The sequence below is a fragment of the Pantoea sp. GbtcB22 genome (assembly GCF_019091025.1).
GTDB lineage: Bacteria > Pseudomonadota > Gammaproteobacteria > Enterobacterales > Enterobacteriaceae > Pantoea > Pantoea leporis.
Genome location: NZ_JAGXKB010000003.1, coordinates 323475 through 340310, shown reverse-complemented (window position 1 = coordinate 340310; position 16836 = coordinate 323475). Strand labels below are relative to the sequence as shown.

At 47.2% G+C, this 16836-nt stretch carries 19 protein-coding genes; 15 read left to right on the top strand and 4 right to left on the bottom strand.

Annotated elements, in window-relative coordinates; genetic code table 11:
• Positions 1 to 357: 357 nt before the first annotated feature.
• From KVT28_RS12970 to KVT28_RS12950, 5 genes are all read left to right on the top strand, one after another.
• Entirely contained in the window at positions 358 to 930 is a 573-nt protein-coding gene (locus KVT28_RS12970; RefSeq protein ID WP_217548807.1) for a Panacea domain-containing protein, read from the top strand.
• A 29-nt stretch (positions 931 to 959) separates the two neighbouring features.
• On the top strand, positions 960 to 1361 hold the full coding sequence (locus KVT28_RS12965; RefSeq protein ID WP_368734928.1) for a hypothetical protein: 402 nt from the start codon (positions 960 to 962) through the stop codon (positions 1359 to 1361).
• A 134-nt stretch (positions 1362 to 1495) separates the two neighbouring features.
• Positions 1496 to 1843, top strand: a complete 348-nt coding sequence (locus tag KVT28_RS12960) for a hypothetical protein (protein ID WP_217548803.1) — start codon at positions 1496 to 1498, stop codon at positions 1841 to 1843.
• Between the two features lie 82 nt (positions 1844 to 1925).
• Positions 1926 to 2276, top strand: a complete 351-nt coding sequence (locus tag KVT28_RS12955) for a hypothetical protein (protein ID WP_217548801.1) — start codon at positions 1926 to 1928, stop codon at positions 2274 to 2276.
• A 64-nt stretch (positions 2277 to 2340) separates the two neighbouring features.
• Positions 2341 to 4638: a hypothetical protein gene (locus KVT28_RS12950; protein WP_217548799.1), complete on the top strand. Its 2298-nt coding sequence runs from the start codon at positions 2341 to 2343 to the stop codon at positions 4636 to 4638.
• 40 nt (positions 4639 to 4678) lie between these two features.
• Here KVT28_RS12950 and KVT28_RS12945 read toward each other — a convergent pair whose 3' ends face one another.
• Entirely contained in the window at positions 4679 to 5230 is a 552-nt protein-coding gene (locus tag KVT28_RS12945; RefSeq protein ID WP_217548797.1) for an ATP-dependent Clp protease proteolytic subunit, read from the bottom strand.
• Positions 5231 to 5326: 96 nt separating this feature from the next.
• Between KVT28_RS12945 and KVT28_RS12940 the strand changes: the two genes are divergently transcribed.
• From KVT28_RS12940 to KVT28_RS12905, 8 genes are all read left to right on the top strand, one after another.
• Positions 5327 to 6316: a hypothetical protein gene (locus KVT28_RS12940; RefSeq protein ID WP_217548795.1), complete on the top strand. Its 990-nt coding sequence runs from the start codon at positions 5327 to 5329 to the stop codon at positions 6314 to 6316.
• A gap of 2 nt (positions 6317 to 6318) precedes the next feature.
• The gene (locus tag KVT28_RS12935; RefSeq protein ID WP_217548793.1) at positions 6319 to 7434 is read left to right on the top strand and encodes a type IV secretion protein Rhs; all 1116 of its coding nucleotides are present in this window, start codon (positions 6319 to 6321) and stop codon (positions 7432 to 7434) included.
• The gene (locus KVT28_RS12930; protein WP_217548791.1) at positions 7431 to 8030 is read left to right on the top strand and encodes a phage baseplate assembly protein V; all 600 of its coding nucleotides are present in this window, start codon (positions 7431 to 7433) and stop codon (positions 8028 to 8030) included. Before KVT28_RS12935 ends, KVT28_RS12930 begins: the two co-directional genes overlap by 4 nt.
• Before the next feature lie 9 nt (positions 8031 to 8039).
• Positions 8040 to 8405 carry a phage tail protein gene (locus tag KVT28_RS12925; protein ID WP_217548789.1) on the top strand — a complete coding sequence of 122 codons (366 nt, stop codon included), beginning with the start codon at positions 8040 to 8042 and terminating at the stop codon, positions 8403 to 8405.
• Between the two features lie 4 nt (positions 8406 to 8409).
• Positions 8410 to 9537 carry a baseplate J/gp47 family protein gene (locus tag KVT28_RS12920; RefSeq protein ID WP_368734927.1) on the top strand — a complete coding sequence of 376 codons (1128 nt, stop codon included), beginning with the start codon at positions 8410 to 8412 and terminating at the stop codon, positions 9535 to 9537.
• Positions 9538 to 10200, top strand: coding sequence for a hypothetical protein (locus KVT28_RS12915; protein ID WP_217548787.1), 663 nt, complete (start codon positions 9538 to 9540; stop codon positions 10198 to 10200).
• Between the two features lie 67 nt (positions 10201 to 10267).
• Positions 10268 to 11932, top strand: coding sequence for a phage tail protein (locus KVT28_RS12910; protein ID WP_217548785.1), 1665 nt, complete (start codon positions 10268 to 10270; stop codon positions 11930 to 11932).
• Positions 11932 to 12357 carry a tail fiber assembly protein gene (locus KVT28_RS12905; protein WP_217548783.1) on the top strand — a complete coding sequence of 142 codons (426 nt, stop codon included), beginning with the start codon at positions 11932 to 11934 and terminating at the stop codon, positions 12355 to 12357. Before KVT28_RS12910 ends, KVT28_RS12905 begins: the two co-directional genes overlap by 1 nt.
• A gap of 60 nt (positions 12358 to 12417) precedes the next feature.
• Here the strand turns inward: KVT28_RS12905 and KVT28_RS12900 are convergent, their stop codons facing one another.
• Genes KVT28_RS12900 through KVT28_RS12890 form a run of 3 tightly spaced genes read right to left on the bottom strand, consistent with a single transcriptional unit; the run spans position 12418 to position 15725 of the window.
• Positions 12418 to 14424: a DUF6311 domain-containing protein gene (locus KVT28_RS12900; protein ID WP_217548781.1), complete on the bottom strand. Its 2007-nt coding sequence runs from the start codon at positions 14422 to 14424 to the stop codon at positions 12418 to 12420.
• Between the two features lie 18 nt (positions 14425 to 14442).
• The gene (locus KVT28_RS12895; protein WP_217548779.1) at positions 14443 to 15366 is read right to left on the bottom strand and encodes a glycosyltransferase family 2 protein; all 924 of its coding nucleotides are present in this window, start codon (positions 15364 to 15366) and stop codon (positions 14443 to 14445) included.
• Entirely contained in the window at positions 15363 to 15725 is a 363-nt protein-coding gene (locus tag KVT28_RS12890; protein WP_217548777.1) for a GtrA family protein, read from the bottom strand. Before KVT28_RS12890 ends, KVT28_RS12895 begins: the two co-directional genes overlap by 4 nt.
• Before the next feature lie 222 nt (positions 15726 to 15947).
• Between KVT28_RS12890 and KVT28_RS12885 the strand changes: the two genes are divergently transcribed.
• Entirely contained in the window at positions 15948 to 16145 is a 198-nt protein-coding gene (locus KVT28_RS12885; RefSeq protein WP_217548774.1) for a hypothetical protein, read from the top strand.
• A 397-nt stretch (positions 16146 to 16542) separates the two neighbouring features.
• Entirely contained in the window at positions 16543 to 16776 is a 234-nt protein-coding gene (locus tag KVT28_RS12880) for a DNA polymerase V (protein ID WP_192234490.1), read from the top strand.
• Positions 16777 to 16836: the final 60 nt, after the last annotated feature.

Sequence of the window (16836 nt, the reverse complement as noted above, 5' to 3'; positions counted from 1 at the left end):
TGGCGAGGAAGGCGAGGCGGCTGGAGAGGGTTTAAAAAAAAGTCGCGGAGTATACCCCCTGCATACGGTAAAAAACACCCATAAAAATCTCTTAGCTTTAGCAAATAATGCTATTTTTTTCCCAGTAGTAATGTACATGCGTTCAGGTTTTTAGGCCGAACTTGACGCCATCGTCAATTACCATATTGGTATTTGGTTGCGAAAATCGGCGAACTTGCAAAACCACCTTTCAAATCGTCGCCGAACTTGCTTCGATCTTGCTCGTTTTGAGATTGCTCATTTTTGAGGAAAAGATAATATTGACAGTGTGTATTAATACGCACCATTAAGTTCCAATGCATTTTATGAGGTTTTTATATGTTCAGCGAAGAAAAAGTAGCACAGATGGCTGCTTACCTACTTCTCAAGAGAGGTGGGCGCATGGCATATCTTAAATTGATGAAACTGCTCTATTTATCTAATCGAAAGTCTATGCTTTCTTACGGTCGCATGATGGGAGAGGATAGCCTCTTTTCAATGCAGCACGGACCAGTCATGTCTACAACCTTAGATTTGATTAAGGGAAAGGCACCAATCTCTGGTGATTACTGGTATTCACTAATCCAGACTGTCGGGCATGATGTCATGCTTCGTACAGATCCGCGCCAGATGGATTCAGATGAAATTTTCGATGAGCTCAGTAGAGCCGATGTTCGTATTTTAGATGAGATTTATTCTCAATACGGGCATATGAATAGATTTGAATTAAGAGACATGACACATTTACAAGAGGTATGCCCTGAATGGCATGACCCGGGCAGATCTTGCACGCCAATCGATAAACTTGAGATTTTCCTTAGTGATGGTAAAACATATGAGGAAGCATCTCGTATTATCGAGAGCATGAACGAATCTCAAAAACTCAAAGAGTTCTCCAGCCAACTGACATGAAAGAATTTCAGTCATACAGGAAAGGTACCGTGTTGGCTCCATCGGGACCAACAAATCATTTGCATGTAATATGTAATGACCCCGTGTATTACCCTATTAATGACTGTTATTGCATTCTCGTAGTAAACATCTCCAGTGTTAAACCAAGCGTGCCTCATGACCCATCTTGCATATTGCACGTAGGTGATCACGATTTTATAAAACACCCTAGTTATGTGGTTTACGCAGAGGCCGTAATTTGGAGAGTTGATACTGTTGCAAAGAGGCATAAAGAAGGCGAAATTGTGCCACATAAAGATATGTCTGAAGCCACGTTTGCAAGAATTCTGTCTGGATTTGATTTATCTGAACAAGTTAGTCCGAAAAATTTAAGATTTAAAAATAAATATTGCTCTTCACAACCCGCTCAGAATGAAAAAACAGGCAACTAATTGTTTAATGCCATCTCTGCTATGAATATTTAACAGTCTATCCGCTGCTTACATCCTTCTTGACAATGCTTTTGCACCAACTTGCGCCCACCCATGCTAGGATTTATCCCAATGATACCAATGGGGATAGGGATGTGAAATTAGTTATAGCCGCAGTTGGCTTAATGACGTGCTTTGTGGCACACGCTAACTTAGAAGGCGCAGCTGATAACCTCAGCCGCTGCGTTACCACATATGCTGAAAGCCAAGTCAAAACCATCAAATCAGCCAGCAGCATTTCAGATGAAGCTTTTGATAAATGTGGCGCTGAACTCTCTGAGTACCATGATTCAATTGGTCCAGATAAAGCGCAGTGGTCTGGTTTAAGTGCTCAACAAAAAGAAGCCATTTCGAAAATCAGGGACCAGACAACTTTAAAAGTTCGCGAGAGCTTAAGTTCCCAGATCGTCACTTTCATCACTGAATCGCGCAAACGCTCTTAACCCGCTTAACTGCGGGTTTCTTGCTTCCTTTTGCATCAGTTCCCCTTTAGGATTTATCCCACTACATGACGAAGGGAAATGAATGAAAAGCCTAATATTAGCGACTTTGGTCACGTTTACTATGCCAGTGTCGGCAGCTCAAATGTTCAAATGCAGCCTGACCCATAACCTCGACCATGGCGACGCTGCCCCATCAGTTGAAATACTCAGCCGTGATGCAACTGTGCTTGATACCGGCAACACCTTCACTTTCTCGACTGATGGCAAAAACAAAATCACTAGCCCAGAGCTGAAGCTGGTTAAGTCTGAAGATGGCGAGACAGTACTCGCAGCGAAGAAAAAAGATTTACTCTTTGTGAAGCTCAAATACTCTTATGTCCTTCGAAACGAAAGCGAAGGGTATGTCTTCGGTGAGTGTGTCCCGGATAAGTAGAGAATAAACAATCACTGAACCCAGCTCCGGCTGGGTTTTTTTATGCTCGTAAAACGAGGTTTCTATGGATGTTCAGGCTTACCGCGTAGCCGTGCGCCTCGCGCTCGATGACCAGATTACGCGAAACATGATGCAGGTGAGTCGTGACGCTGTTCAGTTGAACAAAAAGTTCGTTGAGATGGCGCGGAACATCAAGGCAGTGACGAGCGCAACTAAAGAAGCAACATCCGCAATTCGCTCACTAAATTCTGCATTAAGTAATAAATTTTCTGGAGCGATTAGTGGCGCCAATCAATATGCCAACGCCATGCGAGCAGCAGCAGATCATGCTCAACGCGCAAGCACCGCCACTCGCAATATTCCAGCAATAGGCGGGGGATATGGCCAATCAATGGCGCTCCCTGCATTAGCTGCTGGAGCGATGCTGGCGAATGGAGGTGGCGGAGGTGGTGGTGGCTATCGTAATACAGGTGGGCTAATGGCTTTGCCTCCACCGCCAGGATCATCATCAGGCTGGCGCGGATGGAACAATGGCGTGCCTCCGGGGGGTTGGGGCGGGGGTGGTGCTGGTTCGGGTGGTGGTAACGCTGGGGGAAATGGAGGTTACGGCGGCCATTCTAACGGAATGACAAACCTTGCCACTGGTTATCTTGGCTTCAAAATGCTTGATGGTTTCGTAGATGAAGCCGCCAAATATCAAACCATGACCGAGAAGTTCAATCAATACGGGATGGGCGAAGCGGCCCGCAAAGATGCTGAAAATTTCGCGCAAACAACCAAGATTTTAGGCACGTCAACCACTGATATGCTGAAGTATTTCACCGAGGCGCAGGGTGTATTTCGTGAATCAGGAGCGAAAACACTAGATGAGCAACTGCGAGCAGCAAAATTAGCAGCGCCGGTTTTAGCGAGGATCAATTTTGCATCTCAAGGGCTTGATGAGCACTCAAAAGAAATTACAACAGCCAAGCAAATGGACATGTTGCGATTCGTCGAAACCGCAGGTGGCCTTAAAAGTCCGCAGCGCTTTAATGAGCTGATGGATTCAGGATTCAAGGCGATCCAATCATCCGGTGGTAACGTAGATTTCACGCAGTATCGGCAGTTTATGGCTAAGGCAGGTACGTCAGCGTTTAACCTGAGCAACAAAGCGCTGTTTGCTGAACTCGAACCAATCATCGGTGAGTTGAAGGGTAGTTCTGCTGGTGATGCGCTCATGACGTCGTATAACCGCCTCAATGGCATCGTGAAGCTGCCTAATCAGGTCACGCATGACTTGATGAAAATGGGTGTGTGGGATGCAAGTAAAATCGAACTGAATAAGATGGGAGGCATTAAGCGATTTAACGGAAACCCACTTATCAATTCTGAGCTGTTCAGCCAATCACCAATTGAATATTACGAGAAAATGATTCTTCCAATCTACCGGAAGAACAATTACTCGGAAGACCAAATCCAGCGCCAAAACGCCCTAATCTTTGGTCGAACTGGCGGCAAGATGTTTAACCTGGTCGATAAGCAGCTGGCAACAATCCATCACTCAGTTGAGTCTTACGAACAAGCGCGTGGGCTTGATTCAGCTTATGGCGCGGTAGGCGGCACCTACAACGGCAAGAAAATCGACTTTGAGAAAAAGTGGGAAAATTTGCAGCTTGTAATGGGCAAAGACGGCGGTCTGCTGGATACGTTCACCAAGGGATTAGAAGGCCTCACCAACACCATGCAGCGCATGACCGAAATAGCCCATAAAAACCCAGAGTTGGCGAAGTTTGTCGGTCAGGCAGCTTTGGCGGTCACTGGATTGGCAGCGATGAGTGGAGGTTTTTGGCTGATTAAACACGCTGCCGGCGCTTTGGTATCGCCGCTGAAAATGGCAAGTTGGGGTATTGATTTGCTTGTTGGCAGAACGGCTACCACTGGTCTAACTGGTCTATCCGCAGCGCTTGGTGGGCTGCCTATGCTTATTGGAGCCGTTATAGCGGCAGCTTTGTACCCAACAAGCACGGCGTCTCAAACCCGGGAAGATGCAGAAAGAATGAGGTTAGGTCGGCAGAACGCGGGAGATAATGGCAGTGTCTATAAGCCGTGGTCGCCGACGCAGGCTGATTTCGATAACCAACGCGCTAGTGAACAAACCTATCGTAAAACCGGAAAGTACCCAGCAATACCACCTGTGCCGGGGGCTAACTCAAACCAACCGGTTAATCTGATGATGACACATGAAGGTCGCCAGGTAATTGTAGCCACAGTGGTAAGCGGAATGAGTAAGCAAGCCACTAAAGCCCCATCATCGACCAGCACCTTCGACTCATCCATGCTGATGACTCATCCGGGTCAGGTAAGCAAACTCTCAACCCAATAACCCGCCTGCCAGCGGGTTTTATTATTGGAAATTGTCTATGTCAGCTAATAACCCACCAGTATGTTCCCGGTGCCAGAGGGATCTTGGCATCCTCAATAGCGGATATCATCCCCCATTCAACTCCGGTGGAGGCATTGGCTATGGAGGCAGTGGAAATAACCTTCTTCCACTCATCTCTATCCTTGAGTCCATTAGTTTGAGCCTGAAGGATATCGATATATCTCTCAAGATCGCTATCGAGAGATGCGGACCACTCACTAACTCTGGTGTGGTCAACGCTGGTACCGATTAATCCCCAGTGAAATGGATGAAAGAGAAATCTGCACCCACTGGTTCCTGTTCTTTTCTCGCCAGCTAAAAAAATGATATTCGCTATGGACTCTATATTGCTCAAATTATGTGTATGTACAGGAATCGGTAGTGATTTTAAGAAGTGATAGGCAGTAAAGCCTGAAACTAAATCACCACCCGGGCTAGACATGTGGATGCTTAATTCTAAGGCGCCCTGATTAATAGCATTGAAGCAGTTGGAAATAAGGCCACTAACTGTTGATTGGTTTACTGAGGCCGAAAAATTGATTGTGTGCAGCATATTTTCATCCTTAAGAATATTCCGAGTGCTTAACTTATTATCTCCTGAGCACTTTGGTAATCCTGACATTTGATCAGTACCCTATCAGGTAAAATTATGTCTTTTACAAGCGCCCTGAATAACTTCGCGCAGGGGTTAGATCCGACCGTCACACGCTTGGTGCTTGGTGATTTTGAATTCCTTGATTTCGAAGTTCCTGAGCGCCTAACTCTGCCCGGCCGTCAAAAGGCAGTGCTTCACCAGATGATTGGCGGAAAGCGCGTTATAGACGTGCTGGGCGTCGAATATGATCCTCTGACATGGTCAGGTATTATCACCGGCTCGCAGTCTGGCGATCGTGTTAAAGCGCTGGAGCGGATGCGCGATGCCGGCGAGCAGTTAACCCTGACGCTTGATGATTACAGCTTCACGGTGGTTATCACTTCATTTACTCCGGTTTACGAGTTCATATACCGCAGGCCGTTCACCATTGAAGTGGCGATAGTAGCTAATAATGCGTCCCCACTTAAGGTTGATGCGTTAACCGGTGCACTGCAGGGCTTGTTGGATAGCGACATTGGGCAGGCGCTGGGCTTGTCTGACATTATTGATGTGCAGTCAGTCACTGACGCAGTAACTACAGTGCAAAGCACGGTCAAGCAGGTTACGGATTTCGCCCATGCAACGGTTGAGCAAGTACAGGCTGTTGTGCGCCCAATCATCGCCGCTCAGACCATAATTCAACAGCAGATTGCGCAACTGGAGGATGCTGCCAGCCAGATTACTACGCTGGGTGGTTTGGTGCCGGGCAATCCTATATCGAAGACGGTAAGCAATTTGCTTAGCCAGGCTGACCAAAGCACGCGAATACCGGCGTTGTACAGCCTCCAGAATGTCCTGAGTCGTCTTAACAAAAATGTTAATTCAGGACAAACGGCGGATGGCGTCAGGACTGTCACGCAATCCGGCGGCAGTCTATATCAGGTTGCATCTGACCAGTACGGTGACGCTTCACTATGGAGCAGCATTGCTACTGCAAATGACCTGACCGACCCGCAACTGAGTGGCATTAATACGCTGACCATTCCATCCAACCCAACGAGTTAGCCATGGATGTAAATAACCCAATAGTGGAATCCAGCGCCCGCCATATCAGCGGGCGTTGTCGTTTAAATGGTACCGAAGTTCCTTTCGTCTCGTTCAGCGTAGAGGATGTTGGTTTTCGTGGCGCATCGACGTTTGATCTTGTTCTCGCGCCTTCTGCGATGCCTGCCGACATGCAAATGCTTAACTGGTGGGCAACGCAGACCACTATTAAGGTGGAGTTATCTGTTTCGATCATCACCAACTCAGGAACCGATGAGAAGAAGCTAATCACCGGAAACATCGATAACTGGCATTACGATCCGGCACGGTTTGAAGTGACCGCTGACGGTCGCGACTTTACGGCACTGATGATTGACGCCAAATCTGCCGGGGAAAGCTTTAAAAACTACACCAGTTCGCAGATTGCAACGATGCTGGCGCAACGCCACGGACTGACGCCGGTAGTGACGACGACAACTCAGCGATTCGGGGAATTTTACCAGATTGACTCTGCTCACCTGACCGGGGAGCAAACTGAGTGGGACTTGATCACCACGTTGGCGGGAATTGAAGATTTCTCCGTCTATGTCGATGGCGAAAATCTTCATTTCGAGCCTATTAAAGACCCGGCCATAACGGATAACTACGTTATTCGCTGGCAACCTCCCGGCGCTCTCGCTTTTCCACAGTGTAATATGTCTGATGACCTGTCGTTCTCGCGCGCGTTAACGATATCAAAAGGTGTCACTGTTGAGGTGTTGAGCTGGAATGCAAAGAGGAAGAATCAACAATTCATAGCTTCCTACCCGAAGTACTCCAAAGGCACTACGCCCGGCAATGCCACAGCAAAGACGCAGGTTTACCGCGTAATACGTAATGGACTGACGCCAGAATCGGCAAGTGCATTGGCACAAACCATTTACCGCAACGTTGTTCAGCACGAAATGAAGTTCAGCGGTTCGACTGCTGGCGACAACCTGCTAACTCCGCAAACACTGGTGCGTATCGAGGGAACGCAAAGCCCGTTCGACCAGCTTTACTGGTGCGACAGTGTTCGCCGGTCGTTGAGCTGGGAAAGTGGCTACACCATGAGCATGTCCGGCAAAAATCATAGCCCAGCGCTGGAGGTAACGCAGTGAGAGCATTTCTGAATGCGATGGCAGCTACAGCACAACAAACTAGCGCAGGGATCAGCGGAGCGCGGCAGGGAATAATCACTTCCTACGACCCGGACAGCTATGCAGTGAAAGTGCAGCTGCAACCTACAGGTGAAGAAACAGGATGGATACCGCTAAGTTCACCGTGGGTTGGTAAAGGTTGGGGGATGGCGGCAGGGCCAATGATTGGTGCCGAGGTAGAAGTGGAGTTTGATTCCGGCCTGATGGGCGCCGGAATGGCAGCGGGGCAATTTTATAACGATGTTGACCGAAGCCCCGGACCGCCGTCAGGTGAGTTCTGGCTCATCCATAAAAGTGGATCGCTTCTGAAATTTCTAAACAGCGGCGAAGTCCTGCTGAGTTCCGCTACCAAAATCACGTATGACGCTCCGGCGCACCACTTTACCGGTGGCGATGTGACGATGGACAACAACCTCGTCGTTGTGAAGGACATCAGCGACAACAACGGCATTTACGGCACCGTGCAAAAAGTTCGAACCACTTACAACGGGCACAACCATCCAGAAAACGGCGATGGCGGCGGCACAACCAACAAGCCAAACCAACAACTCTCATAGCGGTGAATCATGTACGACATCTATCACTATGTTGGCGGTGAACTAAGCACCTCGCCTGCGGGAGACCTGCGCCCGGTATCCAGTACAGAACGCGGTAAGCAGCGCATATTGCGCCGCCTGATGACTAACCCCGGAGACTATGTTTTCCATCCTGAATATGGTGCCGGGCTTGGAAATAAAGTAGGTCAAAGCGTCAATCTCAACGAATGGAAAGCGCTTATATCCGGGCAGATGTTACTTGAAGACACTGTTGCATCTAACCCAGCTCCAACGGTTTCCCTTTCGCTGGTAGAAGGCGGCGTTAGCGTGAATATCAAATACACCGATTCAACATCAAACACCCCTGAAACACTCAGCTTTGACGTAACGAGGTAATCGCGTGGCATCATTAAACATTAAATCATTCGCCACTCTGGTAAGTGACCAGGTCACGGCAATGCAGGGGCGGGCGGCTGGCCTTGTTGACCTGGCGATCGGCAGTATCTTGCGCGCTCTGGCAGAATCAAATGCAGGCGTAGCAACTTGGCTTCAGCAACTTATAGTGAATCTGCTGGTAACCACTCGCGCTGCTACCTGTTCAGGTGAAGACCTTGATAGCTGGATGGCGGATTTCAGCTTTACGCGGCTATCTGCGGTACAGGCAACCGGTATGGTTACGTTCAGCCGGTTTACCGCAACAAATCAGGCGCTGATCCCGGTTGGTTCCGGCGTGACCACTACAGATGGCACGCAGGCATATGCGGTCGTCGCTGACACCACCAACGCAGCCTATGACGCAACGCAGTTGGGGTATGTGATTGCGGCCGGTGTTAGCTCGCTTACAGTGCCGGTGCAAGCCAACATTGCAGGTGCTGGAGGAAATGCGCAGGCAGGTACGATCACAGTGATTGCCGGTTCACTCCAGTATGTAGACACGGTAACTAACACTACAACATTCACGAACGGTGAAGATGCTGAAACTGACGACGCGTTCCGCGCCAGATTTGTGCTGTGGATTGCTTCGCTCTCAAAAGCCACGAAAGCGGCGATTGGTTACGCATTATCCAGCATGCAAAAGGGCGTCACTTATACCCTGACTGAAAATTTCGCATATAACGGCACGTCTCAGCCGGGTTATTTCTATGCGGTTGTCGATGATGGAAGCGGCACGCCATCGAGCACGTTCATTGAACAGGCTTACGCCGCTGTTGATGCTGTGCGCGGTTTCACAATCACCTTCGGCGTGTTCCCACCAACCGTTGTGCCTGCAAATGTCGTGATGGTAATAACTACTGATTCATCAGGCGACCACGTGACGATTGTTGGAATGGTTCAGGCCGCGATTCAGCAATACATTGCCAGTTTGTCATTGGGGCAACTGCTGCCTTACTCGAAGCTGTCCAATATCGCATACGGTGCAAGCTCTCTTGTTACCAATGTGTCTTCAGTAACCCTCAACGGCGGCACATCTGACCTTGCTGCTTCAGGCAAGCAGGTCATCCGCGCCGGCACAATTTCGGTGAGCTAAATGGCGACAGGCGATCAGAACGATATTTTGAATCGACTTAAAGCGCTACTGCCGCCAACCTGGTTTGATTCCAACAGCCCATTTCTTGATGGCGTCTTAACTGCCTGCGCACAGGCGTTAACCTGGTGCTATTCCCTTTATGTTTATGCGAAATTACAGACGAGGATCGGAACGGCAACCGATGGATGGTTGGATCTGACTGCATATGACTTCTTTGGCAAAAACTTGCAGCGTGCAGCAGGGCAATCGGATGAATTGTTCCGGCAGCAGATGAAAATCAGTCTATTTCGTGAACGCGGAACGAGACAGGCAATTATTGATGTTCTGGAAGATTTGACAGGGAAAACACCGCATATCTTCGAGCCGCAGCGCCCACTTGATACGGGCGCATATGGAGGGCCAATGATTGGCTATGGCGTGGCGGGCGGATATGGCTCACTTAAGTTGCCATACCAAGCTTTCGTCACTGCTTACCGACCAAGCGGCGCTGGTATTCCATTTATTGCAGGCTACTCATCCACACCATCTGGTTACAGCATCGCATCACGTGGAGAATACGCATCGCAGAGCATGATTACCGGAAGTATTACTGATGCACAGGTCTACGAAGCCATAGCGGCAGTGAAAATGGAAGGCACTATCGTCTGGGTTCGACAGCAGTAAACACACATCAATTCACCGTCCTCTCCAGGCCACCTCAATAGGGTGGCTTTTTTATTGGGAAACATAAATGGATCGTCAAATCATTTATCCGGGCTCAATTCCGCTCGAAACAGACCTACTGAACACAAACAAATACGCCATGGTTGGCCTGGCTAAACTGGCGGCCGCCATGATGGGTACAACAACCTATTTGCGTGGATTGACTTGTACGCCATCAAGTCCGGCATCTATGGTAATTAACATTGCCCGCGGCGAAATCTACAGCGTGCAGAACGTCGACAGCACTGCTTATTCATCACTGGCGGCTGACACCACAAATACGATCCTGAAGCAGGGAATTGTTTTATCGTCCACCGCTTTTACGCTGACCGCGCCGACGACAGCGGGGCAGAGCATCAACTACCTGATTCAGGTGGCCTACTCGGATACTGATTCAGGCGCTACCGTGCTGCCTTACTATAACGCCGCAAATCCATCCGTGGCATACAGCGGTCCGAACAATTCAGGTGCCGCGCAAAACACAGTTCGCTCTGGTGTCTGTACAGTGGCGCTCAAGGCTGGAGTTGCAGCTACTACCGGCACACAGACCACTCCATCTGTCGACACCGGATTCACGGCAGCATGGGTTATCACTGTTGCTCAGGGAGCAACCACCGTTACCGCTGCGAATATGTCTGTAGCGCCAAACGCTCCTTTCCTGCCGGTAGGCGGCTTGGTTGCAGCAATCCAGCAAAACACTATGAGCTATGCAGCGGACACAGGAGCAGCTAATGCGTATGCGGCTCAGTTTGTGCCATCCATTCCTACTCTGACGGATGGGATGCGCTTCACCTTTAAAGCTAAGGTTGCCAATTCCGGAGCCAGCACTTTCTCCGCAAATGGAGGTTCAGCTTATCCGCTCTATTCGCATGCACACCAGGCATTGCAGGGTGGTGAAATTGTCGCAAATGGGCTGATAGAAGTTGAATGGAGCAGCACGCTAACGGCGTGGGTGATGTGTGGGAATAGTGGCGGGGCACTGCCAGTGGCTGCAGCAACACAATCAAACCATGCACTTCAGCTTGGACAGGCAGTAGGGCGCTTACTTAATACCACTATCTTCACTTCCTCGGGCACCTTTACGCCCCGCACTGATACAAAACTGATTCGTGTTCGAGGTGTGGGAAATGGTGCAAATGGTGCAGGTACTGCAGCTACAAGTTCATCTCAAGCTGCCGCTTGCGGCGGCGGCGGCGCTGGCGGATTCGTAGAGGCAATCTTTACATCAGGATTTAGTGGACCTATTACTGTAACCATCGGTGCTGCTCAGTCGGCTACGAGCACTTCCGGCACTGATGCCAACGCGTGTAGCTTTGGCTCTCTAATTTCGATCCCAGGAGCTAAAGGTGGGCTCTATTCGCTGCAACCCTCATCTGTGGCTTATTATGAAGCCGGTGGCGGTGATGGTTCGACTCCAACGGTATCAGGAGCAGCTTTTAGCATTATCAGTAAAGGTCAGTCCGGATGGAACGGAAAGCTGCTATCAAACTTCTGTTCAAGTGGTGTTGGCGGCTCTGGTCAGCTTGGATGTGGTGGGATCGGTTATGTCAGGACTGCCTCCGGATCGGTACCTGGTGGTCCTGCAGGTGGCTACGGCGCGGGAGGTGGCGGCGCTTCGGCATCAATTAGCTCAAGCGCAGCGCTAGGCGGCCTTGCAACCTTGGGTATCTTTATTGTTGAGGAATTCGCTTAATGAACGTTGCAATTGTTTTGAATGGGTCAGTACTCAATGTTGCCTACTTCGAAGATAACTCTGACACAAAGGGTTTTGACTTCGAGCAGGTCAACGGAGAGGGGGCTTACGGCGTACCCGTAGAAGATGGCACAGCTGTGGGCGCTGGTTACACATATGCAGATGGTGTATTTACAGCCCCTCCTATGACTGATGAAGAAATTGAGCAGCAGCGTGCTCAAAAACTACAGATGAATATTGATATTAAGGCGGGTTTAATATCACAAACTATCAGAATGATGGCACCTCTACAGGCTGCGGTTGATATAGGTAATGCGACTGATGAAGAAACATCATCTTTGAAAACGTGGCAGCAATATCTCGTAGCATTAAATCGAATAGATCCAAATACGTCAGATGATATTGATTGGCCTGAAGCACCATAAGTTAAGCCCCTTGCTTATCAAGGGGCTTGTTTATATAGAGAGTAAATGAATCTTCAGAATTTACTCAAAATTTATTGATTGAATGCTTAGGCTTATCAATCTGCTATCTGTATTTAATCCTACTTTTCTTGGCTCGATAGCATCAGGCGTCTCAATTGTTAATGTTGAAATGTTACTATTGTTTTTATTAGTCCAGTTTAAGTTGATTTCACCGTTACCATCAGCCACCAATTCTTTCAATAGCACGCCATTAACTTTGAATATCAAGCGTTGTTGTTTCGCCTGCTCTGGAGTAAATAAGTTATAAGAGATGTTTAACTTATTATTTGGCTCGCTATTCTTAATCAGAATCAGAGTTCTCTCGCCATCGTTCCATTGCCCGAACACTTGCTTCTCTAGCCAGTTGCTTTTAAATATATATATATTGCGGTCAGGCATTTGCTTAACAGGTGAGCATCCATCGCATCCATTAAAACCGTGAGCCAAGACGTTAAGCCCATCAATTTTATATATCGAGTCTCCGCCTTTAAGTGAGACATAATCCACCAAGTCATCCCTTATTACGTAGACTTCATTGTTTTTGTAATCTCCAAAAACAAGCTCTGAGACAACTTTGTAATTCAAGTTATTTACAATTTTACCACTAAACCGAGCTAGGTATACTGCATCTGTTCTAATCTTAGCATTCTCAGCGACCTTGGATAATTCATACCAAGGGCTAATGTGGTTTTGGAAAGGAACATATCTTATCGCGTCATAACGCTTTAAGTCTTCTGACCAGAATTTATTTGTCAACTCACTATCTGTTATTTGTCTTTTGAAAAAATAAAAAGAATTACTGTTGTACCCCTTGCTTGTGTCAATTATTTGAATAAATGCGCAAAATGACAAGATCATATATAAATATTTTGGTTTTACATTTGAAGAAAGAATTGTTATTGAAGTTATTAGTATAATGTAAGTCACTGGCCAGAAAAATCTACCAGAAGCACGCACGATAGATAAAGCATCCAGTACCTGATAAGGAAGGTCTATCCGATAACTGAATGTTCCAACGCCGATCACATTCGTGGTGTATAAAATAGAGAAAAATACACATGCAAGTAGGAAAGTTATTGTTTTATCCTTTCCGAAGGGTAGTTGGGGTTTTTTAAGCCAAACAATCCCTGCCAATAAGGCCATTAATATTGCACCCACGCCCCAGAAATTAAATGATTCAAATCCTGATGCTGGCAATGAAAGGCCACTCATAAGATACGACCATCCGCTAGGCATTATTGGGGAAAGAGTGTTGTTTCCAAAGGTACCATACTGCCCAGATTTAGAAACATCTGTTACGGTGAAATATCCAAGGATATACATCAAGCCAATAGATGCTGCTATTATGATTGTGAATTCTAAGAAGATATCAAATACCTTTTGTTTTCTTAGAATTATTCTTGATAAGATTCCGCACCCCCAAATGGCAGATACAATTAAGGCTATATAAAAGTGAATGGAAAATGACACCAAAATCAAAGCTAACCATTTCGTTTTCTGAGCTTTGTCTAACCCGGAAATAACCAAGTAAATCGCAGCTAGTATTAAGAAGTGAGCTACAAGGTTAATATGACCAACTCTGTTTATCCATGCAGGGTTGAACATTAGAAGTGTTGTTGATAAGAATTTAATTATAATATTGTTGGTGAATTTGGATATAATTTTCCATATCAATAAGCTTTGGAATGCACAGCATAGTAACAGCCATACACCAAAATATTGGAAATCTTTCGGCAATATAGGTGAAGCAATCTTAAATATTACGGCAAGCAAAGGGTTGGAATCTGAATAAACAATAGAACTTCCAATCTCCATGCCAAAATTAGGTGACGAGCCAATAATAGGAAAAGACCAAGGGGACTGCCTAAAGAATTGCCACCCAAGGTAGTTTTGCATGGCATCAGTTCCGCCGATCCACGAAATGTCAAAAACATTAAGAGGTTTTGTGCCAAATATGAATACAAAAAAAACAAATCCAAGCAGTAATGGTATAAGATACTCAAGATTTTTGGCTTTATTATTAATCACAGCAAACTCCATTTAATGTTATTTATTTTTTCTTGGTTGTTTTTTTACTATATATCTTGGCCTTGCCTTCGACTCAATATATATCCTTCCGATATATTCCCCTAGGGCACCTATGCCTATTAGCTGGACCCCCCCAAGGAATAGTATTGATGCCATCATAGATGGATACCCGCGCACAGGGTTCCCAAATATAAGAGTATCTGCAATCATGAAGGCCGCGTAAATGAATGAAAGGCCAGCTACAAGCAGGCCTAAATACGTCCATATCCTGAGTGGGAAGGTTGAGAAAGAGGTGATGCCTTCAAGAGCAAGATTCCACAACTTCCAGCCGTTGAACTTTGAAACCCCAGCAACGCGCTCGGCCCTTGTGTACTCGACGACTTCAACGCGTCCACCTACCCATGACAGCACGCCTTTCATGAAAAGGTTCCGCTCTGGCAGCAATTTTATGTGATCGACCGTTTCGCGCGACATCAGTCTGAAATCACCGACATTCTCTTCTATATTTGGTGAGCTAATCATGTTGTGCAGGCGGTAAAACCATTCCGCAGACTTGCGCTTGAGATGCCCATCAGTGCTTCTGTCAGTTCTCTTTGCCAGAACAACATCAGCACCGGCTTCCCATAGCTCAATCATTCTAGGGATAACAGATATTGGATCCTGAAGATCAACATCAATTGGTATAACTGCATCGCCGGTAGCGTGTTCAAGCCCTGCAAAGAGGGCAGGCTCCTTGCCGAAGTTGCGAGTGAATGACAGTGCTTTTACTTCCTGGTCAGAAACAGCCAGGGCATTAATAATTCCTTCGGTTCCATCCTTACTCCCGTCATTTATGAAGACGATTTCAACTTCGTACTTCGATAGGTCTCGCCGAACAGCCTGATAGAAAACAGGTACTGCTTCCTCTTCATTGAAGACCGGCACCACGAGAGATATCTTCATTTTGCCCCCCTGAAAACGATGTATTTTGAATAAATGAAGCCGCAGACAAGGCTGATAGCTGAAAAAACAACCAGCGTTACTATCGGTGGCATAGCGCACTTATCTGCTGCCCAGCCTACAGATGATGCTACGGCGCCCATAAAGATTACATAGAGCATGTAGCGGAGAGCGGTTGCTTCGGAGTTGAAAGTCCATCTCGCATTGGCAAAGAAGGAGAAGGTGACGGCAAAGCAGAACGCGCCAAAGTTAGCCAAAGACTGATCTGCATCGAAGGAATAGAGGATGATGAAGAATACGCCCCAGTGAATGGCCGTGTTTAACACACCAACACTCAGATAACGTGAAAATAGTTTCAGCATAATGATTTAATTTCGTTAAGAGTTGCCAGATCTTATACAGAATGAAAGAGAGTGCAACCATAGCGCCAAATAGGCATAAAAAAGCCCCGGCGACGGGGCAGAGGTATACCGCGCCGATCTGAGCAGGCTGCGGGTGTAACTTGAGGTTAGACCATTTGAGCCGTTTCTCATGTGATTACCTTGCTGCAGGCGTACCGTGAAAACTCTACAACAGGAGGATGCATGGACATTGAAGTTTGCGACCTTGCGATGGATGCCGTGCGGAACGTCATGGGCCAAGCGGTGATTAACATGCTTGATGAGGGAATCCCGATCACCAATGAATCTCTGGTTGGTTACATGGCAGAGATGTTTGAAGATGAGGACGGGAGTTGTGTAGCTGAGTTAGCGATGTATCTCTTTGGAGTCAGCAAGCACTAAAAGGTGCCCGCTGACCTTCAATCATGCCTGAGGCTGACCAACCGGTCCTTTACCTAATGGACCGCCTGGCACGGACTCACCACTTGGCGCGTGCGGTCTGCCATCCGGGCCTACAGCAGGGCTTTCATGCTGGCAACCTGCTAATGTCATCAAACTTGTAATTATGATCATCCCACCTAAGAAGCTCTTCATCATTTCCTTTCCCCGTTAAGGCAACGATATGTTGCTAATTAAGCGTAGATTTCTAATCGCTTAAGTCAAAACTACATCAGTTAAAAAACTAAATTTCTTTACCCACCAATGGCTTTACAAATTCCTCAAGCGCAGCGACTTGATCAATTCCACCGATCGATATTACTGTATTTATATACAGTATCTATCAGGGAGGGAGATGACCATGCCCCGCGACTACGAAATCAAAGACGCCTTCAGATTCGCAATCAAACGCGATGCTGCTGGCCGCTACACCGTAAGCACACTCGACTTTGTCAGTGAACTTGAGCGCCTGAACTGGCATTACACGCCACGGCAAGCGAATAACTGGATCGAGGCTCACAAGTCAGTATTCCGGGATATCTCAACATCGGAAGGTGATGAGCGCGTGTTTCAGGTATTCAATCCAAATGGATGAAATCCAATCACACCTGAACATAAGCAATTTAATTCCGGATGATCATCGATTGAGATAACA